The following is a 20,201-nucleotide window of genomic DNA, read 5'->3' on the forward strand; positions in this document are numbered from 1 at the left end:
CGCCCATCAAAAAAGGCTTTGCTATGACTTCTGAAGGCAACCATTTGGATCCGAAAGACTGGGATGATTTTAGCCATCATTTGCACAAGTTAATGGATCAATGCATAGCTCGAATGAAAAGCGCGAGGGACTTGCCTTGGCAACCTAAGCCTGACGGGTTTGCCGGTCGCTTGTCCCTGACGCGAGAGGCCGTTGGTGTTGGTATTAAGCAAACGTTCGCTCAGTTGGCTGATGACATCATGCCCTACGCGACCGGCAACACGCATCCACGGTTCTTCGGTTGGGTGCATGGGGCCGGACTGCCGGTTTCCGTTGGGGCAGAATTGGTTGCAGCCACGATGAACAGCAACTGCGGTGGCCGCGATCACGGGGCCATCGAAGTCGAGCGGGTCACGCTGGATTGGCTGCTTGGCGTTTCTGGATTGCCCGAGAGTGCATCTGCCATTCTAACGACTGGTACGTCGCAAGCGACGATCTTAGCGCTGACGGCGGCGCGAAACAAGCAATTTGGTCATGACGTTAGAAAGACCGGTATTCGAGCGCTGCCAAGCGTAGCTGTCTACGTGCGCCGCGGTACGCACTCGTGTATCGGTAAGGCGCTTGAATCGATGGGCTACGGGACAGATGCAATTCATGTTGTCGACACAGACGATGACATGAGGATGGATATTGCATCATTGAAACGCGCTGTTGCAAAAGACAAGTCCATTGATCGCGTTCCTTTGGCCGTGATTGGCACAGCGGGTTCGGTCGACACAGGTTCGTTTGATAGTTTGAACGAGATTGCGGATTTTTGTGTAGACCAAAATATCTGGCTTCATGTGGATGCCGCCTTTGGATTTTGGACACGACTCGCGGATCATCCTTGGGCACAGCTTGTTGACGGGATGGAACGGGCAAATTCGATCTCATGTGATTTTCACAAATGGATGTCCGTTCCTTATGACTGCGGAGCCTGCATGATCTACGATCGCTCCCTGCATTTCGACACGTTTACGTCACGCCCTAGCTACCTTGAACAACAAAATGAAGGGCTTGGAGGAGGCGATCTGTGGTTCTGCGACTATGGGCTGGAGCTTTCGCGCGGATTTCGCGCCCTTAAGGTCTGGGCCGCGATTAAATCGATCGGAACACAGGCCTTCTCTGCGTCCATTACGAACAACTGCAAGCAGACTGCATTGATGGCTGAGCTGGTCGAGGCATCTGATGTTTTGGACCTTTCGTTTCCCGTCACTTCTAATATTTGCTGTTTCTACATTGCCTATGGAGACGTGAACAAAATCGCAGCCGAGCTTCAGCTTTCTGGTGATGCCGTATTCTCGACAACCGTCATCAAAGGCAAGGCGTGTCTACGTGCAGCCTTGGTCAATCACCGCACAACATCCGAGGATATTCGTCAATCAATCCAAGCCGTTGAACGCGCGGTCAGACGTCACAAATAGTGCTTGACGCAGGCAATCGGGTCTGAGCAACCAATCATGTTCTTTTTGCAAGGAACCTGGGCAATTAACTCAAAAGTACGTCGTTCAATATCTGAACTTTGGAAGGACATTTTCCAGTTCATTTTTCACGACATCTTTCCATTGCCCCGCGCCCTAGAAACTAAGTTTGTTTGATCAAATAGCTGACAACATGCTGGAGAAACTAAGTCGCGCGTTCTAATAGGAGGAAAACAGTAAACGTATCATGGATGCGGCTTTTGGCACAGCAGCAGTCAAAGGCCGCTTTGTCCACTAAATGACATTCGATCTCAACATTCCTGATGGTTTTCAGCATTATTGAAGACCACCACTCGCGAAACCAAACATGTCAGAGGCTTTGAGCGGAGCATTGCCATGTTACACGGTTCAGCTCGGGCATTAATTACCTAGCCATATTAGGGGATTTTTTGCCCCGCAGACCTTTGTGCGAGCGACTCAAGAAAACACGCGGAGATTGGCGCATACACTTACGATTCACGTATGACGGGTGACGTAGCGTGCACAAGCGTATTTCTAGTCCGTGTCAGGACAGAAATGCTCAATTCTTGCTTAGGAGCGAATACAATGAAAACCAAACAAGTCGCAGTTCTTGCAGCAGTCGCCTTTGCATTACCCACTTTGGTCACCGCACAATCTGCAGACGCTAACGGAGATGGTGTACTGACCATCGAAGAGGTGCAGGCTGTTGCCCCGAACGTTGATGCAGAGACTTTTTCTGCCATGGACGCCAATGGCGATGGTACACTGGTTCAAAACGAGATTCAGGTTGCAGAAGAGGCAGGGGTCTTACCCCCCCAGAAACGGCTATCCTGCTGAGTGAGAATGGTGGCCCAATCCTCCCGGGGTCGCCATTCTGTTTGATTTCCATGCAAAGCTTGGTGGAATAGCGTGAGGACTCGCCAAACTAGTTTCTTGGCTTGAATTAACAAAAATGTTTACCAAGCGTTTCTCCGCTTCGCTATGCTATCCGAATGTGTGGACGCTTCGGCAGACCTGAAATGACATGGGCGGAACTCTATGCCCTGCAGAACTGGAACGTGAACGGCGTTCCTATCCCAACTGAGCGCGATCCAAACGCCCAAGACCTATCCATGAGCTGAAACTCAAGCCAACTTAAATGTTGGATATAGCGTTCCATCCATGACGACCGTCTTATTAGCTCTACGGCCCGCTGGCGGCTTGTACCGCACTGGTTCAAGGAAGACGTGAAGCAATGGAAACCCACCACTTTCAATGCAAAGATAGAAACGCCACATAAACTGGGTTCGTTCCGGGTGCCTGTGCCATCCTATACCCGACAGCTTCTATAACGCGCAGATGGTAGTGAACCCGGTCACTAGCCACATCTAACTTGAGAATTCGGTGCTTTGAGGTTGCAATGACCCCATTCAGGTCGCCGAACTCAGCCAGCAGACGTTTGGCCAATGGCTTAATGTCGATCCTCGGAATTGCTTTGAAAAGTAGCAGCTCTGAAAGCTCATATTCCGGCATTGGATCGTGACCGCCTTTGAGAAAGCGTTGCCGCAGTCGCTCGCGATGCCCCCAATTGTGAGGCCGGTTAGCCCCGTCGTCGTCTTTAATCAGGCCACCACCAGCAGCATTCTTTCGTGAAAGTCGGTCTCGATACACGTATGACGGCGGGTGTGCAGGTTCGGTTATGGCGTTGGGTGGTGGGCTGCGTGCGTACAACTCATCCAATCCCTTCAATTCTTCCTCTGAAAATCCGTTGTGATCGTCATACTTGACCAGCTTGCCGAACCTTTTTCTATCTCAGCCTATTACCTCTTTCAAATTGTCCAGTATTGCCGACTTTTTCATGGTTACCGCTCGATGCACCAGCCCATGGCCCATGCCCACAAGTTGGTTAACGAGTTGTAAAAGCTTATTATTTGTTGCGAACACGTGGTTGAATTCATCATGTTCGTTCGAACTGATGCAGCCAGACTTAGGTGAAGATAAACTCGTCCGTCAAAAGGAGTGTCTTTGTGTAGTGCCGACCGCGAGGCTCAAGTGCTGAAGGGCGCGTGGGAGTGTTAGCGGCTCGGTCAGCAAATCCGATGTGGAGTTTGCGGCGCTTAGGTCTACTGAGCAAGAAAAACACTGCGGCACGCGTGCCGACAAGGTCACTAGGTATCGCGACCAGTTCAGTTCTTGTCCGAGAATGCTGAGCCATTCTCTACTCCAATTGTCTGAGCATGCAGGACAATAACTCAATCGGTATTCGGTCGCAGCAAAATTTCCTGTTGCTAAAAGAATCGGCAAATTGGTGCTCAATGATTGTATCTCAGAAACCTCCTTTGAGCCTTATTTGTTTCCTTCTTGTTCTTTCTTTTTTGGGTATTATGACACCTCAATGGCATCGATATAGGGGCAGAACATGGAAGCGCACACGAAACAATTCAGAAGTCAGAACAGAGGGCGAATGTACGTTTACCAATATGGTAAAAGCACACTTTAGAAAGCAAAGGCCCCGCCTAAGCGGGGCCGTTACAGATAGGTCGAGAACAACACAGCAAGCCGCTCTTTGTTGCGTTGAGACGTAAACGGCGTCCTCTGCATGGCTTCGTGAATTTGCGCCACAAAGCTTAGGTCCAATCTGCCGATGGTACCGCCTCGATTGAGTGCATCGTCGATTTCGAGCTCGTCGATTTCGCTCAAGGTAAGGCGGGGTCCGCTCATGGCCGAGAGTCGTGCAGCTTGGGTTTCATTCGACTAAAGAAGCGTTTAGCGTCCTCTATATGAAAAAAATTTTCCAACTGGCTTTGGTCTCATTCGCTGTGGCCACAGTCACCGGTGCAAAATCCGGGTGTAGAGAAACGACCAACCGCGGTTAGCTAGTTATGCCTGCAATACTCTTAATTCCTTGAATCATGGAATACACATATCTGAAATTGATAAATACCTACCCGGGCTCCCCACGATGGATCCGGAGGCTTTGTTTAGCTTGCTCTCACTTTCCTCGGAGCTTCGAGTAAGCAGTGGGCGGAATGTCTATCTTTCGCATTGGAACGACGATAGAAGGACATCACTTCCGGCGGCATTGAAAGAGACATTGGAGGAGGCTGTAGAGGAGGCCGAAGGCGGGTGCAGTTTCGACCTTTTGAGGATAAGGGTATCCGAGAAAATGAAAAGGAGTTGCGATCGTCAACAGCTATCAAGTGCTCTGCAAAACACCAATGCAATATGGAAGCCAAACGGAAGATGGGTTTTGGACAAAGCGGATTAGTCGAACATAGTTATTTGTGACTTTTCGGCGTAGCTGAGTTCCATCGGTCGTATCCAGAAAACCTCTAATCGGGTAGGGGCATATAGTTTAAGCTGGACAGCTAGCGACCGCCACTCTCTGGAGAAGTCCTATAGCGGTTTTCGAATCTTACTAGCCAGATGAGAATCTCGAGCTCCACTGATCAAATGCTGCTGAATATCGGACAAATAGTGGTAAGGGTGATGGTAGAAACTCAAGAAAAATATTTTTTACAGTTTTTTCAATGTGTTATGTTGGTGATTTGGTAGCGGAGGAGGGACTTGAACCCCCGACACGCGGATTATGATTCCGCTGCTCTAACCAACTGAGCTACTCCGCCACGAGTGAGAGGCGATTTAAGCGAGGGGCCGGGGAGGGTCAAGAGGGAAAAGCGTGCCTGCCGAGATTCTTTATTGCGTTATTCAATGCGCGTCCTGCTCTGCCAGCCGGGTGCGGGAATTCTCGGCGATCTGGCGGATGAAACGCGCGCAGACTTCGGGTTCTGTGATGAGTATCATGTGACCCCGGTGTTCCAGGACCTCAAAGGTCAGGCCGAATTTCGTCATTGTAGCACCGTGTAGCTCGGCGGACAGGATCGGGTCCTCTGTGCCGAACAGGATGCCTCCGGGCACGCGCAGGTCGTTATAGCGTGAAGTCAGGGCACCCATGCTGGCCTCTACCCCAACAACATCCTGTGAAGCGGTGATAAAGGCCGAGGGGCGAAGACCAAGGGCACCCCCAGCACGGTTCAGGAAGTCTGAGGGCGCGGGCTCGGGTGCGAAGACGTCTTTCAGGACGAGGGGTGCGGTTTTTCGGGCCATCGGGACGGCGATTGTATTGCCAATAAGGTTGCGCAGCCACTCGGTACGGATTTCAAGTGGTTTGAAAACGGCGGGCGGTTCCGGCATTTGTTGCGTCAAGGGGGCCAGAAGCGCCAACGCCGCCGTATTGTCGGGATAATCCAGTGCCATCGCAAGAGACACGGCGCCACCTAGAGAATGACCGACCAGTGTGGCTTGATCGACGTTCTTTATTTCCAGAAACTCGTGGATCATGCGGGCTTGTTCGGGCAATTCCGCCAACTGGGCAGCATCGCGCGTGGAATAGCCACAGCCCGGACGGTCAACCGCGAGAACGTGATAATCCTGAGCAAGATCATCCACCAACGCATAAGTAAAATGCTGCAATTGGCCTGATAGGCCATGGATCATGACAATTGTCGGGTTGGAAGGGTCGCCTTTTTCGACATAGTGAATGCTGCCACCGTGAACGGGCACGATCCGCCCCAGTTGCGGCACCACTTCGGTGCCCTGCCGCGTTAGGCGACGAGTCCAGGTGTGCATCCCCAGCAAAAGGGACATCAGAAACAAGACAATCGTTAGCAAAATCGACATCACGGATCTCCGGTAGGTTTGCTCAGGCGATGGTATTGCCCGGGGCCCGATTGCACCATGCGTTTTCTGAACGGCTGAATTGGCAGGCAGATAACCGCAACCTAATTATTGGTGTGTAAATTGGTATGACTTGGTCAGAAAAGCTCCCAGCACCCGGTATGTGCGCCGCACTGATAATATGGTTGAACAGACCGCTCAGCGGTCAACTACTACCGCTCAGTACGTCAGCCGAGGGGCGTGGCAGCAGATCAAGCAGCCCGAACACGCTATCGCGACAAGCCGGACCAGCCCAATCCACAGGATAAAAAGCCGGAGGCAAGTCCGGCTGGCGTAGCATGACGCGCCGCCACCGATGCACCAGCAGGGTGCGCAGTGTTGCGCTCTGCAAGGGTGTAGGCGCCCAGCCTTCGGGACGGGACTTCGCGGCGCGTTCGACCGCGCCCAGAAGAGCCTTGCAAGAAGCGCGCAATTCGGGTGGACACAACCGATCCTGCACCCACTTGGGGGCTGCGTGCGGAGAGATGTCCAAGGCCAGCAAACCGTCCGACTGATCTGGAACGGGACCCGCACCCATCGCTACGTTGCGCCCAATGGGGATGTAGTCATCGCTGAGCATCACGTCCTCAAGCACCTGAGTGCCCGACCCGTCTTCGGCGATCAGAAGATGCCAATTTTCAATGGGCGAAGGACCGCGCGCATATATGCGCGGCGTGACGGCGGCGGATTGCGTCCGGCCGAATTCCGAGAGGACATGGCGCGAGACGCGTCCAATCCGGTCACTTTCAATCCAGCCGTCCTTGCGCAGCCGGTGCAGAGCGACGCGGATCGCTTCGGGTTTGATGCCCATCGGCTCAATTATCCGGGTCAGAACACCGCCCGAGATTTGCGCGCCGGGCTCTTGTGCCATGTCACCAAACAGCGAGACGATAATCGACCAGACCCGCTGGTCTTGCGGGTCCGCCAGTTCGGCCACAGCCGTTTCGAACCACGAGCTCTTTTCGGTCATGGACCCAGTTTAACCCATTAGGCCCAATAAGAAAAACAGGTAGTATAGCGGCTCAGCAGGCGTTCATGGTTAAAAGTTCGTATTCTGCGACCGGTTCGTCATCCTGATTGGTCAGGGACACGTGCCAGCGGACCTCGCCATAATCGTCATTGCGTGGGGTTTTCTGCTTTACCGTCAGGCGCACCTTGATGCTGTCGCCAGCAACAACGGGCTTCATGAACCGCAGCCCATCCAGTCCGGTATTGGCCAGCACCGGCCCCTCGTTCGGCTCGACAAACAGACCAGCCGCAAAGCTGAGCAACAAATAACCATGCGCCACACGACCGGGGAAGAACGGGTTCCGCGCCGCCGCGTCCTCGTCCATATGCGCATAAAAGGTATCGCCGGTGAAATTGGCGAAGTGTTCGATATCCTCCAGCGTGATGGTTCGCGAGGCTGTGTGCAGCGTCTCGCCGACCTGCAACTCACCAAATTTACGGGTGAACGGATGTGCCGGACCTTGGATTTCGGGCGCTCCTGGTACCCATTTGGTGCTGATACCACTAAGCATGCGCGGGGAGCCCTGAATGGCCGTGCGCTGCATATAGTGTTTCACTCCGCGTACGCCGCCCATTTCCTCACCACCGCCCGCACGGCCCGGCCCACCATGCACCATATGGGGCAGCGGAGATCCGTGGCCGGTCGATTCAGCCATCGAGTCGCGGTCGTTGATGTAAATCCGCCCGTTATAGGCTGCGGCCCCCATCACTACGTTGTGCGCGACCTTTGTGTCGTGAGTGATCAGCGACGTGACCAGAGACCCCTGCCCGCGATTGGCAAGTGCCACCGCATGATCCAGATCGCGGTAGCCCATGAGGGTCGAAACTGGGCCGAAGGCCTCGGTATCGTGCACGCGCTGCGCTTTGTCGGGGTCAGCACAGTAAAACAGCATCGGGGGAACGAATGCGCCGGTTTCAGGGCCGTGCAGGTCGAACGCGTCGGGGTTGCCATAAACCCGTTCAGCCTCTTGCCCGATCAGAGCTGCCTTTTCCAGAACGTCGGCTTTCTGCCCGTTCGACACCAGCGCGCCCATGTGAGTGGTGTCGGAACGGGGGTCGCCGATGGTGATATTTGCCAATCGGTCAGACAGCGCGGCAATTATGGCGTCGACCTGCAGCTGGGGCGCGATGATGCGTCGGATCGCAGTGCATTTCTGGCCCGCCTTTGTGGTCATCTCGCGCGAGACTTCCTTGACGAACAGGTCAAATTCGGGCGTGCCGGGCGTGGCATCGGGCCCGAGGATGGAAGCGTTCAAGCTGTCCTGCTCGGCCACAAACCGGACCGAGTTCTGCAAGATCGCAGGCGTCTGCCGCAGCTTCAACGCGGTGTTCGCCGAGCCTGTGAAGCTGACCACATCCTGACAATCCAAGTGATCGAGCATGTCGCCCAACCCGCCTGAGATCAGCTGTAGCGCACCGGCAGGCAGGATGCCGCTATCCAGCATGATCCGCACTGCCAGTTCGGTGACGTAGCAACTGTTGGTAGCCGGCTTGACGATTGCAGGCACGCCAGCCAGCAGCGTCGGGGCCAGCTTTTCCAGCATCCCCCAGACCGGGAAGTTGAAGGCGTTGATATGAACCGCGACCCCTTGCAGGGGCGTGCAGATATGCTGCCCCAAAAAGGTGCCATTGCGTGACAACTGCTCGATTTCGCCGTCCAGATAAACCTGCGCGTCCGGCATCTCGCGCCGGCCTTTTGAGGCAAAGACAAACATTGTGCCGATGCCACCATCGATATCGATCAGGTGGTCCTTCTGCGTGGCTCCGGTTTCGAAACTCAGGTCGTAAAGGGCTTGTTTATGCGCCGAAAGCTCTTGCGCCAGCGCCTTGAGCATCCGAGCACGATCGTGGAACGTTAACTTGCGCAGCGCGGGGCCACCGGTAATGCGCGCATAGTCAAGCATCGCCTGCACATCGAGCGCGGCATTGCCAGCGCTGGCAAACGGTGCGCCGGTGATGGCGGATGCGATGGTGCGCGCGCCTTCTCCAGGCGCGACCCAAGTACCAGCGGCGAAGCTGGAAATCTGATGCAGGGACATGGTGTTCTCCTGTTTGATGCGCTGGGACTAGTGTACCAAAGCGCCCATTTGCTGCGGCAGATACAGCACCACGATGGGCACCAGCACGATCAGCGCGAGGCGGAAGATATCGGCGATCCAGAACGGAGTGACGCCGCGAAATATGGTGCCGGTCGAGACGTCACCCACCACGCCTTTCAGGATGAAGACGTTCAGGCCTACGGGTGGAGTGATCAGCGAGATTTCGGTGACAACCACGACGACGATGCCAAACCAGATTGGGTCATAGCCCAGAGACGTGACCAACGGGAAGAAGATCGGAACCGTCAGCAACAGCATCGAGAGGGATTCGAAGACGCAACCCAGAATGATGTAGATACCAAGGATCATCAGGATCACGACAAACGGAGCCACATCATAGGCGGTCACCATCGCGATCAGGGCTTCGGGCAAACCGGCCAGATTGATGAAATTTGAGAATATCTGAGCGCCAATCAGCACCGCAAACAGGGCAGACGCGGTAAAGCAGGTCTCTTTCAGCACCTCGAATGTCGAGCCAACCGTGAGACCCCCACGAAAGAGTGCAATCAGAAAGGCCCCAGCGGCCCCCATACCTGCGGCCTCGGTGGGTGAGAATGTCAGGTTTAGGGGCTCAAAATCGAAGGCTCCATAAAGCCCGCCAATCACTAGGAAGAACAACAACAGCACAGCCCAAACCGAGCCCAGCGCACGGATGCGTTCGGACCATGTGGCACGCTCTCCGGCTGGACCGGCCTCGGGGTTGCGCCAGACGGTCCAGCGCACGGCGAAGAGGTAGAACAGAATGCCGAGGATGCCGGGGATGATGCCCGCCATGAACAGTTTCCCGATCGAGGTCTCGGTCAGCAACCCGTAGATGACCAGAATGACCGATGGAGGGATCAGAATGCCAAGCGTACCACCGGCGGCAATCGAGGCGGTCGAGAGTTCATCGGAATAGCCGTAACGCCGCATCTGCGGCATCGCGACCTTTGACATCGTGGCGGCGGTTGCCAGCGACGATCCGCAGATAGCCGAAAATCCGCCACAGGCCGCAACCGTCGCCATGGCAATGCCACCGCGCATGTGGCCAAGAAAGGCGTTGGACACCGCATAAAGCTCGCGCGCCATGCCGCCCTTGTTCACGAACAGGCCCATCAGGATGAACAGCGGCACAACCGACAGACCATAGTCCTGCGCAGTGTCGGTGATCTGTCGGCCCACCATGGACATGGCAGCCTTCATCCCGCGCTCATCAAAGATCGAGCCGCCACGCTCATAGGCAAATCCCAATGTGCCGACCAGACCCATGGCAAAGACGATAGGAAGGCGCACCAGCACCAAGATCAATACAATCGCAAATCCGATTAGCGCTGCGGTCATTACATAGGCTCCGACAGTGTATTTGGGGCGAAGGCCTTTAGCAGCCCAGTGGCGATCATCACCAGTGCAGTGATGGCAACAGACAGGGTAATGAACCAGCCGATCAGGTAGGTGGGGATTGAAAGATATTCGGTTACATCCCCATAATCCCGCGCTCGCTCGGCCAGGACCCAAACGCGCTGGACCGGCCAGAACAGCATGATGCCGCTGACCACATAGATCACAACGTCCCGCGCACGCGACAGATGCAGACGGTGGAAGAACCCGTCTGTCAGATCGACCGCGATATGGCCATTGGTGGTGGAGACGATCGGGAGGACAGAAAACACCAGAATTGCCATCAGAATGCGCGTCAGCTCGGTGGCGGCCTCAATGGGCGCATTGAAGACCGAACGCAGGATCACGTCGCAAAAGGTCATTACCATCAGGATAAACAGTGCAATGCAGGCCACGATCACGGGAAGGGCGCTGGCACGGCGCACAAGCTGAATAATAGGGGTCATGGGAAACTCGCGCAGGGTAAGTCAGGGCGGCGCAAGAGCCGCCCTGCAGTCGGATCAGTTCGAGGACATTTCCGATTTGATCATGTCATATGCGGCCTGTGCGTCGACACCTGTTGCGTCAACCTCGGCGATGACCTTGCCGCGGATGTCTTCGGCGATGGCCGAGAACTTCTCCATATCCGCATCTGTGGCAGCGTTGATCGCATTGCCTTCTGCCGCCTCGGTTGCCTCACGTCCAGTGGCGTCGATCTCATCCCAGATTTTACCGATCTCACGGCTCAGCGGTTCACCGAATACGTTTTCTTCCAGCGCCGTCTGCAGCTCGGGTGGCAGATCTGCGAAGGTGTCTTCGTTCATGATGAATGCAAACGAACCACGATAGAGGCCACCGGGCATCTCATAGACGTTCTGCGCAACCTCGGTCAGCTTGAAACCTTTGCGCGATTCCAGTGGCATGACCACGCCGTCAGCGGCTTTCGATGCCAGTGTTTCATAGACTTTCGGAGCGGGCACCTGAATGCCGGTCGCGCCAAGCGCCGCACCAACGTCTCCGCCAACGCCACCCGGGATACGTACTTTCAGGCCCGAAACCTCATCCAGAGTGGTTACTGGCGCGCTGGAATGCAGCTGCGCGGGTCCATGCGTGTGCAAGGCGATGACTTTGACACCACGATGCTCGTCAGCAGCTTTCAAGTACTTGTCGTAGGCGCGCCAGTAAGCAACCGAAGCGTCCTCGGCCGAGCCTTCGTAACCAGGCAGTTCGACCAGCTTGGTGGTGACGAAGCGTCCCGGTTGATAGCCGTGAAAGATAATCGAGGCATCGGCCGCGCCATCCATGATCAGATCCATCTGCGCAGGCGGTGGAGCGATACCCAGCTTAAGCTCTGCGGTGACCTGCCCGTCAGTGGCCTCCTCTACCATTTCGACGAATTTGGGCCACATCTTTGCGTTGATGCCGTGGGTGGGTGGGGCCCAGCTGGAAATTGTCAGGGTGTAGTCAGCCGCAACGGCAATGGTGCCGGACACCGCCAAGGTTGCAGACGCCAACAATGTGGTGAGCTTGGTGAATTTCATGACCGGGTCTCCTCCTCAAAATCGCAAGTCGTGAATGTGTTAATGGTACGTTTTGTAACTATCAACGACGAGAAAAGCTGTTCAGCCTGCTGGCCAAATTTGCATTTCTGATCGCCGAGTCACAAACGGTTATAGAATTTATTGACCAACCGTTCGGTTTATGCAAGAAGTTTGTTGTAACTTATGAAAAGCGAACCGGGCATGTCGGATACGATTATTTCGCAGAATATGGGTCAATGGGTTGAAATTACACTCAATCGGCCTGATCGCCTGAACAGTTTCACTGATGAGATGCACTATGCCCTGCGCGCTGCACTTGAGGCCGCGCGTGATGGAGGAGCCCGCGCCGTGTTGCTGACTGGGGCCGGACGCGGGTTCTGTGCTGGGCAGGATTTGGGGGATCGAAACCCAGCAACGATGGAGGGTCCGCCAGACCTGGGCAATACGGTGCGCACGTTCTACGCGCCTTTAGTCCGCCTGATCAGGTCGCTGAATTTCCCCGTCGTCTGCGCCGTCAATGGTGTTGCGGCAGGCGCGGGTGCCAATATCGCCTTGGCATGTGATGTGGTACTGGCCGCCGAATCTGCCAAGTTCATACAGTCGTTTTCCAAAGTGGGACTGATCCCCGATACCGGGGGCAGTTGGCATCTGCCCCACCTGCTGGGTGAGGCACGGGCCAAGGGGCTGGCTTTGACCGGGCAGCCATTGCCCGCGCAACAGGCCGCGGATTGGGGGCTGATCTGGAAGGCCATCCCCGACGCTGACCTGATGACTGAGGCGCGAGCGATGACGGAACAGTTCGCCAATGGTCCAACGCTGGGACTTGGCTTGACGAAACAGACGATTCAGGCAGCAGCCACGAATTCCCTGACCGACCATCTGGAGGTTGAAGCAGACGCGATGAAAACCTGCGGTGAAAGCGCGGACTATGCCGAAGGTGTCACAGCGTTTCTGGAAAAACGCACGCCGGTCTTTCGGGGAGAATAAGATGACGCCAAAGGAGCGCGCCCAAAAAGCCGCGGCTGCCATGTGGGGGCGAGACAATGCCTCAAAATGGGCGGGCATGGAATTGGGCGAGGTTGACGAAGGGACCGCGATCCTGACGCTCGCCGTTCAGGACCATCACTGCAATGGACACGGGATTTGCCACGGCGGCGTGACCTTCATGCTGGCCGACAGCGCCTTTGCCTTTGCCTGCAACAGCCGCAACCAGTCGACAGTCGCGCAGCACAACCTGATCAGCTACGTCGCGCCCGCGCGATCCGGTGATCTGCTGACGGCCCGCGCAACGGAACTGAGTCTGACCGGGCGCAGCGGCATCTATGACGTAACCGTAACCAACCAGACCGGCCAAAAGATCGCAGAGTTTCGGGGCATTTCCCGCGCGGTCAAAGGTCCGGTGTTTGACGAGACCTGAGATGAGGGGGATGGCATGAAGGATCTAACTCCGAACAAGGCGGATCTTGATCCGATCGAGATCGCCTCGATTGATGAAATCCGCGGCTTACAACTGGATCGGCTGAAATGGTCGCTGCGCCATGCCTATGACAATGTGCCTATGTACCGGCAGCGGTTTGATGAAGCCGGGGTGCATCCTGATGACCTGCAATCTCTCAGTGATCTCGCGCGTTTTCCGTTTACCTACAAAAACGATCTGAGGGAAAACTATCCTTTCGGCCTGTTTGCCGTTCCGCGTGAGCAGATCATCCGTGTTCACGCCTCATCGGGGACCACGGGCAAGCCAACCGTGGTGGGCTATACGCAAGGCGATATCGATAATTGGGCCGATCTGGTAGCCCGCTCGCTGCGTGCCAGCGGGTTGCGCCGGGGTGACATGGTACATAACGCCTATGGCTATGGCCTGTTCACTGGCGGACTGGGCGCGCATTACGGGATCGAACGTCTTGGGGCTACAGTCGTCCCGATGAGCGGCGGGCAAACCGCCAAACAGGTCGATCTGATCACTGATTTCAAGCCCGACGGGATCATGGTGACGCCATCCTATATGCTGAATATTCTTGAGCAGTACCATAAGGTTGGCCTCGATCCGCGCGAATGCTCTCTGGCCGTGGGCGTCTTTGGGGCCGAACCCTGGACAGATTCCATGCGCTCCGAGGTTGAACAAGCCTTCGACATGCACGCTGTTGATATCTACGGCCTGTCCGAGATCATGGGACCGGGCGTCGCCAATGAGTGCGTCGAAACCAAAGACGGACCGGTGATCTGGGAAGATCACTTTTATCCCGAAATCATCGACCCCCAAACCGGTGAGGTCATGCCCGACGGTGAGATTGGTGAACTGGTCTTCACCACGCTGACCAAAGAGGGCCTTCCGATGATCCGCTATCGTACCCGCGACCTGACGCGGCTGCTGCCCGGTACGGCGCGGTCGATGCGGCGGATGGAAAAGATCACCGGCCGCTCGGATGATATGATCATCCTACGCGGCGTAAACGTCTTCCCCAGCCAGATCGAAGAGCAGGTTTTGGCAACGGGTGGTCTAGCACCCTATTACCAGATCGAGCTTTACAAAGCCGGACGGATGGACGCGATGCGCGTACATGTCGAGGCAACGCCGGATGCGGCGGATGAGCTGAGCAAAACCGCTGCCGCCCGGATGTTGTCGCGACGGATCAAAGAGGTGGTTGGAATCTCGACCGAGATCGATATAGGCGAGCCGGGCGAGGTCGAACGCTCGCAGGGCAAGGCGCGACGCGTGATCGACAATCGGGATAGTTAAACAAGAGACGGAGGGTCGGCCCTTGGCGCGGACGATAGCAAAAGACCACGACGACAAGCGGGCTCGTATTCTGAAATCCGCCGCCCGCGTCTTCGCGCAAGAAGGGTTTGACCGGGCGTCAATGTCTCAGCTGGCGCGTGAGTGTGGAATATCCAAGGCCAATATCTATCACTACTATGACAGCAAGGACGCGATCCTGTTTGACATACTCGACAGCTATTTGCTGCAACTGCGTGATCAGATTTGTGGGTTGGACCTTGAAGCGCTTGAGCCAGCGGATCGCCTGAGACGCGTGGTGCGGGAAATCCTGCTGGCCTATCAGGGCGTGGATGATGAACACCGGGTGCAAACCAGCGGTATGTCTGCTTTGCCCGAGGAACAGCAGAAACTACTGCGTGGCTATCAGCGGGATTTGGTCGAGTTCGTCAGTGACATCATTGCCAGTATATCACCGGCCACTTTCGAGGATGACGCGGCAAAACTGCGGGCAACCACCATGTCTGTCTTTGGTATGCTGAATTGGTTCTACATGTGGAACGCCAGCGCAGATTCTGATGCGCGCAGCGATTATGCTGCGTTGGTAAGTGATCTGACTTTGTCGGGTGTTGACGGTCTTTGACAGGCGGCTGGAACAGAGTTGATTTGGTTCTTCCACCCAAATAGGTTTGAATGAGGGCGGAGGACCCTTATGCAACGCCCTGATCGTTTCGATAAATTCTATTTCGCCAAAGTGGGCTTAGGCGAAGCCTGTGGTTGCGCCGAACGCGTGATTGATGTGTTCGAATTCAACCGGAAGGCTGGCGCGCAGACACAATCAGCGAAGAAAGACCGAGGCAAAAGGCGATCTCTGCGTGGGTTGGCCGTGAAATACGGATTGCTTAGCCGCAAGCGTCAGCCCTGAAAGTCAGGGCGCTTTCAGCCCCAGATTCGCGACCTGCTCAGCCGCCTTCGCCACCCACTGATCTCTCATCTCGGCTCCGGTCAGTTGCCGTAGCCCCAGCTTGCGCAGCGTTTCGATTTTCTCCGCACCCCCGGCCCCAAAACTGGCCGCCACGCGGGGCCACCAATAGTCAATTGACGCCTGCATCTCGGCAGCCTTCCCCTGTTCGATCAGCTTGAGCGCGCCTTCAAGGGCCAGTTCTCCATGGCGCGCCTCGATCGGAGCGATATCCCGGAAGGCTTCGGCCAAAGGTTGATAAGATATCTGAGAGAATTGAGCGAGTTGAACGGCAACCGCCTGGCTCATCAGCAGGTTCATCACCACAGCATCGCCCCACCCTTCGATCGGATAGTTAAAGACCGCAAGACGCATATCATGCTCGGACCGGGTCGCCCCAATATCCGCATCGCGATCCAGACGCTTGGTCCAAGGGTGATGGTTTGCATAGCGATCAGTGTTGGCCCCGAACTCGCCCATGATTTTCAGCACACGATCCGCATTGTCGGTCTTTTCCAACACAATCTTTGCCGCCGCGATGCGTTCCTTGATGCCGGGGCCCTGATTGATGATGTCGGCAAAGCCTGCAGCACCTGCCAGCTCACTATCCACAAAGGTCGCCATCAGCTTCATGAGTTCTGCGCGGTAACGCGGTGGAACATTGGTCGGATTGCTCAGTACGCCACCTGCGGCCAGATAGCTCTCGATTGTCATGTCTTCAGCCATCATTCCCTCCGGTCTATTGATCGTAGTCCACGACCACGTTGTCGGTCATCGGATAGGCCTGACAGCTCAGGACGTATCCTTTCTCGACTTCGTAGTCTTCCAATGCGTGATTGGCGACCATCTCGACCTCGCCTTCAAGCACTCGGCAGCGGCAGGTTGAACAGACCCCGGCCTTACAGGCATAAGGCGCGTCCATCGCATTCTCCAACGCGGCATCGAGAATCGATTGATCCTTCGGCATGGTGATCGTTTGCGTTGCCCCGTCCATGGTGATTGATGTTTTGGTCTGGTTGTCCTGAGACGCCGTGTCCGCCCCGCTCACTTTGCGCTTGACCCGACCGGGTTGAGCGCTGGCGAAGAGTTCAAACTTGATCTGCCCGTCGTTCAGCCCATGCGCCCGCAGGGCTGAGGCAATGCCCAGCATCATCGGCTCGGGGCCGCAGATAAAAGCCGTGTCGACGTTCTGAATATCGATCCAGTGTTCAAAAAGTTCGGCACATTTGTCTTGCGTGACCAGACCTGTAAAAAGCTCGATTTCCTGCGCGTCTGTTTCCAGAATATGGATCACGTTCAGACGCCCCATATAGAGGTTCTTGAGGTCCTCAAGCTCCTCTCGGAACATGATCGTGTTCACGCCCTTGTTGGCATATACCAATGTGAACCGCGAATGTGGTTCTCGGGCAAGCGTCGTCTTCAGGATCGAGAGAACCGGCGTGATGCCCGACCCACCCGCAAAGCCCAGATAATGCTTTTCGGCGGAGGGATCGATTGCGGTGTAAAAGCTGCCCATCGGCGGCATCGCCTGCACCGTATCGCCCACCTTTAGATCGGAGTTGGCCCAGGTCGAGAATGCGCCGCCATCCACGCGCTTGATCCCCACCTGCAGAATGCCCTCATCCTTACCAGCGCAGATCGAATAGGACCGGCGCAGTTCTTCTCCGTCGAAATCGCGGCGGAAGGTCAGGTACTGGCCTTGGGTAAAGTCGAATTCATCGGCTGAACCGTTTACAGGTTTCAACGTCACGACCACCGCATCGCGGATGGTTTTGTGAACATCGGTAACTTCCAGATCATGAAAGCGTGCCATCCGGTGATCCTCCCTCAGATGCACTTGAAATAGTCAAAAGGTTCCAGGCAGTCGGTGCAGCGCCAATGGGCCTTGCAAGGGGTCGAGCCAAACTGGCTGACCTTTTCAACCGCCTTGCTACCGCAATGTGGGCAGCGTTCAGGTCCACCTGCAGGCTGCGGCGGGGCGATGCCGTAATCCTCGAGCCGAGCACGGCCCTTGTCGCTGAGCCAATCGGTGGTCCAAGCCGGTGCGATACTTGTCTCGATCCGCAGATCGTCGATTCCATGATCACGCAGTGCAGTTTCGATATCCATGCTGATGACCGAGGTCGCCGGGCAGCCTGAATAGGTCGGCGTGACGGTAACCGTCAGAGTGTCATCATCCCATCGCACATCGCGTACAATTCCCAGATCGACGACCGAGATCACCGGAATCTCAGGGTCTGGTACAGCGTCCAGCCATTCCCACACCTGATCCGTTGAAGCCCGCATTGATCCTTACCACTTCGCGCCGGGATAGGCGCGCTGCAACCACTGCATCTGTGTCAGAAGATGGCCCAGATGCTCGGTATGCATGCGACCGTCGCGCCCGCCCTTATGGGCAAAGCGGCTTTCGGGAATGGTTAGTGTCGCCTCGGACAGCACACGCTCGATCAGAGCGTCATATTCTGCGCGCAGATCTGCCGGGTTCGGGGCAATCCTCGCCGCAACCATTTCTGCATCAACATCGTCACTGGCAAACATCTCGCCGACATATGGCCAGAGATAGTCCAGCGCCTCTTGCATGCGGGCATGACTTTCCTCGGTCCCGTCGCCGAGGCCCACAACCGTATCGCCCGAACGTTCGAGGTGATAGCTAACTTCTTTGCTGGCCTTGGCGGCGATCGCCGCAACACGTTCGTCAGAGGATTTCATCAGATGCCCCAGCATGATCGAATGCCAAGCATCAAACAGGAACTGACGCATCAGCGTGCGGCCGAAGTCGCCGTTCGGCACTTCGACCAGCAGCACATTGCGGAAATCCCAGGCGTCGCGCAGAAAGGCCAGATCATCGGCGGATTTGCCGCCGTCGATCTCACCCGCAAGACCCAGCCACATCTGAGTCTGTCCGATCAGGTCCAGCGCGGTATTGGCCAGCGCGATGTCTTCCTCCAGCACAGGCGCATGGCCGCACCATTCGCTGACGCGATGGCCGAGGATCAGGGTATTGTCCCCCATCCGCAGCAGAAACTGCAGCAAAGCGTCATTGGAAACCGGAACACTCATTACATCGCCCCCACTTCTTCGGGAATATCGAAGAAGGTTGGATGGCGGTACACTTTACTTTCGCTGGGCTCGTACAGCGGACCTTTGTCGCTGGGCGATGAGGCCGAGATGTTGTTGGCCTCAACCACCCAGATCGAAACGCCTTCGTTGCGGCGCGTATAGACATCGCGCGCGTTCTTGATCGCCATTTCCGCGTCCGGGGCGTGTAACGATCCAACATGGCGGTGACTCATGCCATGTTGTCCGCGGATGAAGATTTCCCACAGGGGCCATTCGTTGTTCATTTGGTATCCTCCTCAGGGCAGTCTTATTCTGCAGCCAGATTTGCAGCGCGTTTCTTGCGGGCATGAGCCAGCAGCCCGTCGCGAACCCATTTACCGTCGTCCCACGCCTTGTTACGCGCGGCCAGCCGGTCGACATTGCAGGGGCCGTTGCCCTTGATCACATCGAAAAACTCGGACCAGTCCGGGTCGGTGTAATCATAATGGCCCCGTTCTTCGTTCCATTTCAGGTCCGGGTCAGGGATACTCAGACCCAGATATTCGGCCTGAGGCACGGTCTGATCCACGAATTTCTGGCGCAGCTCGTCATTGGTGTTGATCTTGATCTTCCACGCCATGGATTGCGCCGAATGCACGCTTTCCTTGTCCGACGGCCCGAACATCATCAGCGACGGGTACCACAGTCGATTTATTGCATCCTGCGCCATCTTACGCTGTTCTGGCGTACCCTCTGCCATCTTGCGGATCGCATCATAGCCCTGGCGCTGGTGAAAGCTCTCTTCTTTGCAGATGCGGATCATTGCGCGCGAGTATGGTCCGAAGGACGTCCGCTGCAGCGGAACCTGGTTCATGATCGCGGCACCATCGACCAACCATCCGACCGCGCCGATATCGGCCCAGTTCAGGGTCGGGTAGTTGAAGATCGACGAGTATTTCATGCGCCCGTCCAGCAGCATCTCGGTGATCTCATCCCGGCTGACACCCAGCGTTTCTGCCGCGCAATAGAGATACAGCCCATGCCCGGCCTCATCCTGCACCTTGGCCAGCAGGATCGCCTTGCGCTCCAGCGTTGGCGCTCGGGTGATCCAGTTTCCTTCGGGCAGCTGGCCTACGATTTCAGAATGTGCGTGCTGGCCAATTTGACGGATCAGTGTCGCGCGATAGTCGTCGGGCATCCAATCCTTGGGCTCGATCTTGATATCGGCGTCGATCTTGTCCTGAAACGCGCGCTCCTGCTCGGTCATCTCCTCGCGGGATTTCACGCCGGATCCGGCTGTTTTAATCATCTGAGCGTACATGTGAG

The 20,201-nt window shown here is 56.0% G+C and carries 21 protein-coding genes and 1 tRNA gene; 7 read left to right on the top strand and 15 right to left on the bottom strand.

The window, feature by feature from the left end:
• Window positions 1-113: 113 nt before the first annotated feature.
• Window positions 114-1,442, top strand: a complete 1,329-nt coding sequence (locus ACR0AU_RS16860; protein ID WP_480444115.1) for a pyridoxal phosphate-dependent decarboxylase family protein — start codon at window positions 114-116, stop codon at window positions 1,440-1,442.
• A 603-nt stretch (window positions 1,443-2,045) separates the two neighbouring features.
• Window positions 2,046-2,297 (top strand): EF-hand domain-containing protein, encoded by a 252-nt coding sequence (locus ACR0AU_RS16865; RefSeq protein WP_170733326.1) that lies wholly within the window; start codon window positions 2,046-2,048, stop codon window positions 2,295-2,297.
• A 414-nt stretch (window positions 2,298-2,711) separates the two neighbouring features.
• Here ACR0AU_RS16865 and ACR0AU_RS16870 read toward each other — a convergent pair whose 3' ends face one another.
• From ACR0AU_RS16870 to ACR0AU_RS16910, 9 genes are all read right to left on the bottom strand, one after another.
• A complete protein-coding gene (locus ACR0AU_RS16870) occupies window positions 2,712-3,188 on the bottom strand; it encodes a hypothetical protein (protein ID WP_480795979.1) in 477 nt (158 codons plus the stop codon).
• A gap of 780 nt (window positions 3,189-3,968) precedes the next feature.
• Window positions 3,969-4,160: a hypothetical protein gene (locus ACR0AU_RS16875; protein WP_170734261.1), complete on the bottom strand. Its 192-nt coding sequence runs from the start codon at window positions 4,158-4,160 to the stop codon at window positions 3,969-3,971.
• Window positions 4,161-4,988: 828 nt separating this feature from the next.
• Window positions 4,989-5,065: transfer RNA gene (locus tag ACR0AU_RS16880), tRNA-Met, on the bottom strand.
• Between the two features lie 82 nt (window positions 5,066-5,147).
• Window positions 5,148-6,119 (bottom strand): alpha/beta fold hydrolase, encoded by a 972-nt coding sequence (locus ACR0AU_RS16885; protein WP_170734223.1) that lies wholly within the window; start codon window positions 6,117-6,119, stop codon window positions 5,148-5,150.
• Window positions 6,120-6,321: 202 nt separating this feature from the next.
• Entirely contained in the window at window positions 6,322-7,125 is an 804-nt protein-coding gene (locus tag ACR0AU_RS16890; protein ID WP_480795980.1) for a PaaX family transcriptional regulator C-terminal domain-containing protein, read from the bottom strand.
• A 52-nt stretch (window positions 7,126-7,177) separates the two neighbouring features.
• Window positions 7,178-9,202 carry a phenylacetic acid degradation bifunctional protein PaaZ gene (paaZ, locus tag ACR0AU_RS16895; protein ID WP_480795981.1) on the bottom strand — a complete coding sequence of 675 codons (2,025 nt, stop codon included), beginning with the start codon at window positions 9,200-9,202 and terminating at the stop codon, window positions 7,178-7,180.
• Window positions 9,203-9,229: 27 nt separating this feature from the next.
• On the bottom strand, window positions 9,230-10,582 hold the full coding sequence (locus tag ACR0AU_RS16900) for a TRAP transporter large permease (protein ID WP_480795982.1): 1,353 nt from the start codon (window positions 10,580-10,582) through the stop codon (window positions 9,230-9,232).
• Window positions 10,582-11,085 (bottom strand): TRAP transporter small permease, encoded by a 504-nt coding sequence (locus ACR0AU_RS16905; RefSeq protein WP_170397701.1) that lies wholly within the window; start codon window positions 11,083-11,085, stop codon window positions 10,582-10,584. Before ACR0AU_RS16905 ends, ACR0AU_RS16900 begins: the two co-directional genes overlap by 1 nt.
• Before the next feature lie 54 nt (window positions 11,086-11,139).
• Window positions 11,140-12,159: a TRAP transporter substrate-binding protein gene (locus tag ACR0AU_RS16910; protein ID WP_480795983.1), complete on the bottom strand. Its 1,020-nt coding sequence runs from the start codon at window positions 12,157-12,159 to the stop codon at window positions 11,140-11,142.
• A gap of 201 nt (window positions 12,160-12,360) precedes the next feature.
• Here ACR0AU_RS16910 and paaG point away from each other — a divergent pair, with 201 nt between their 5' ends.
• The 5 genes from paaG to ACR0AU_RS16935 all read left to right on the top strand — a co-directional run bounded on the left by paaG (window position 12,361) and on the right by ACR0AU_RS16935 (window position 15,800).
• Window positions 12,361-13,146 (top strand): 2-(1,2-epoxy-1,2-dihydrophenyl)acetyl-CoA isomerase PaaG, encoded by a 786-nt coding sequence (paaG, locus tag ACR0AU_RS16915; RefSeq protein ID WP_480795984.1) that lies wholly within the window; start codon window positions 12,361-12,363, stop codon window positions 13,144-13,146.
• A gap of 1 nt (window position 13,147) precedes the next feature.
• Entirely contained in the window at window positions 13,148-13,576 is a 429-nt protein-coding gene (gene paaI / locus ACR0AU_RS16920; RefSeq protein WP_480795985.1) for a hydroxyphenylacetyl-CoA thioesterase PaaI, read from the top strand.
• 15 nt (window positions 13,577-13,591) lie between these two features.
• On the top strand, window positions 13,592-14,899 hold the full coding sequence (gene paaK, locus ACR0AU_RS16925; RefSeq protein ID WP_480795986.1) for a phenylacetate--CoA ligase PaaK: 1,308 nt from the start codon (window positions 13,592-13,594) through the stop codon (window positions 14,897-14,899).
• Between the two features lie 22 nt (window positions 14,900-14,921).
• Complete coding sequence (locus tag ACR0AU_RS16930) at window positions 14,922-15,518, top strand: TetR/AcrR family transcriptional regulator (RefSeq protein ID WP_480795987.1); 597 nt, start codon at window positions 14,922-14,924, stop codon at window positions 15,516-15,518.
• A gap of 69 nt (window positions 15,519-15,587) precedes the next feature.
• Entirely contained in the window at window positions 15,588-15,800 is a 213-nt protein-coding gene (locus ACR0AU_RS16935) for a hypothetical protein (RefSeq protein ID WP_170477700.1), read from the top strand.
• Between the two features lie 3 nt (window positions 15,801-15,803).
• Here the strand turns inward: ACR0AU_RS16935 and ACR0AU_RS16940 are convergent, their stop codons facing one another.
• Genes ACR0AU_RS16940 through paaA form a run of 6 tightly spaced genes read right to left on the bottom strand, consistent with a single transcriptional unit; the run spans window position 15,804 to window position 20,196 of the window.
• Window positions 15,804-16,562, bottom strand: a complete 759-nt coding sequence (locus tag ACR0AU_RS16940) for a Phenylacetic acid catabolic protein (protein WP_480795988.1) — start codon at window positions 16,560-16,562, stop codon at window positions 15,804-15,806.
• 13 nt (window positions 16,563-16,575) lie between these two features.
• Window positions 16,576-17,649 carry a 2Fe-2S iron-sulfur cluster-binding protein gene (locus ACR0AU_RS16945; protein WP_480795989.1) on the bottom strand — a complete coding sequence of 358 codons (1,074 nt, stop codon included), beginning with the start codon at window positions 17,647-17,649 and terminating at the stop codon, window positions 16,576-16,578.
• A 14-nt stretch (window positions 17,650-17,663) separates the two neighbouring features.
• Window positions 17,664-18,122, bottom strand: a complete 459-nt coding sequence (gene paaD, locus ACR0AU_RS16950; RefSeq protein ID WP_170511230.1) for a 1,2-phenylacetyl-CoA epoxidase subunit PaaD — start codon at window positions 18,120-18,122, stop codon at window positions 17,664-17,666.
• 6 nt (window positions 18,123-18,128) lie between these two features.
• On the bottom strand, window positions 18,129-18,896 hold the full coding sequence (gene paaC / locus ACR0AU_RS16955) for a 1,2-phenylacetyl-CoA epoxidase subunit PaaC (protein WP_170734231.1): 768 nt from the start codon (window positions 18,894-18,896) through the stop codon (window positions 18,129-18,131).
• Window positions 18,896-19,180, bottom strand: coding sequence for a 1,2-phenylacetyl-CoA epoxidase subunit PaaB (gene paaB, locus ACR0AU_RS16960; protein WP_170404692.1), 285 nt, complete (start codon window positions 19,178-19,180; stop codon window positions 18,896-18,898). The genes paaC and paaB overlap by 1 nt, the downstream gene beginning before the upstream one ends.
• A 23-nt stretch (window positions 19,181-19,203) precedes the next feature.
• Window positions 19,204-20,196: a 1,2-phenylacetyl-CoA epoxidase subunit PaaA gene (gene paaA, locus ACR0AU_RS16965; RefSeq protein ID WP_170397736.1), complete on the bottom strand. Its 993-nt coding sequence runs from the start codon at window positions 20,194-20,196 to the stop codon at window positions 19,204-19,206.
• Window positions 20,197-20,201 lie beyond the last annotated feature (5 nt).

The sequence above is a fragment of the Ruegeria sp. CG1 genome (assembly GCF_056537265.1).

Bases quoted from the DNA above. Each gene is read 5' to 3' on its own strand.
- paaI (WP_480795985.1), top strand. From the start codon at position 13,148: ATGACGCCAAAGGAGCGCGCCCAAAAAGCCGCGGCTGCCATGTGGGGG.
- ACR0AU_RS16890 (WP_480795980.1), bottom strand. From the start codon at position 7,125: ATGACCGAAAAGAGCTCGTGGTTCGAAACGGCTGTGGCCGAACTGGCG.
- ACR0AU_RS16940 (WP_480795988.1), bottom strand. From the start codon at position 16,562: ATGGCTGAAGACATGACAATCGAGAGCTATCTGGCCGCAGGTGGCGTA.
- paaK (WP_480795986.1), top strand. From the start codon at position 13,592: ATGAAGGATCTAACTCCGAACAAGGCGGATCTTGATCCGATCGAGATC.
- paaG (WP_480795984.1), top strand. From the start codon at position 12,361: ATGTCGGATACGATTATTTCGCAGAATATGGGTCAATGGGTTGAAATT.
- ACR0AU_RS16945 (WP_480795989.1), bottom strand. From the start codon at position 17,649: ATGGCACGCTTTCATGATCTGGAAGTTACCGATGTTCACAAAACCATC.
- ACR0AU_RS16935 (WP_170477700.1), top strand. From the start codon at position 15,588: ATGCAACGCCCTGATCGTTTCGATAAATTCTATTTCGCCAAAGTGGGC.
- paaD (WP_170511230.1), bottom strand. From the start codon at position 18,122: ATGCGGGCTTCAACGGATCAGGTGTGGGAATGGCTGGACGCTGTACCA.
- ACR0AU_RS16865 (WP_170733326.1), top strand. From the start codon at position 2,046: ATGAAAACCAAACAAGTCGCAGTTCTTGCAGCAGTCGCCTTTGCATTA.
- ACR0AU_RS16900 (WP_480795982.1), bottom strand. From the start codon at position 10,582: ATGACCGCAGCGCTAATCGGATTTGCGATTGTATTGATCTTGGTGCTG.
- ACR0AU_RS16885 (WP_170734223.1), bottom strand. From the start codon at position 6,119: ATGTCGATTTTGCTAACGATTGTCTTGTTTCTGATGTCCCTTTTGCTG.
- paaA (WP_170397736.1), bottom strand. From the start codon at position 20,196: ATGTACGCTCAGATGATTAAAACAGCCGGATCCGGCGTGAAATCCCGC.
- paaZ (WP_480795981.1), bottom strand. From the start codon at position 9,202: ATGTCCCTGCATCAGATTTCCAGCTTCGCCGCTGGTACTTGGGTCGCG.
- paaC (WP_170734231.1), bottom strand. From the start codon at position 18,896: ATGAGTGTTCCGGTTTCCAATGACGCTTTGCTGCAGTTTCTGCTGCGG.
- ACR0AU_RS16875 (WP_170734261.1), bottom strand. From the start codon at position 4,160: ATGAGCGGACCCCGCCTTACCTTGAGCGAAATCGACGAGCTCGAAATC.
- ACR0AU_RS16910 (WP_480795983.1), bottom strand. From the start codon at position 12,159: ATGAAATTCACCAAGCTCACCACATTGTTGGCGTCTGCAACCTTGGCG.
- ACR0AU_RS16860 (WP_480444115.1), top strand. From the start codon at position 114: ATGAAAAGCGCGAGGGACTTGCCTTGGCAACCTAAGCCTGACGGGTTT.
- paaB (WP_170404692.1), bottom strand. From the start codon at position 19,180: ATGAACAACGAATGGCCCCTGTGGGAAATCTTCATCCGCGGACAACAT.
- ACR0AU_RS16905 (WP_170397701.1), bottom strand. From the start codon at position 11,085: ATGACCCCTATTATTCAGCTTGTGCGCCGTGCCAGCGCCCTTCCCGTG.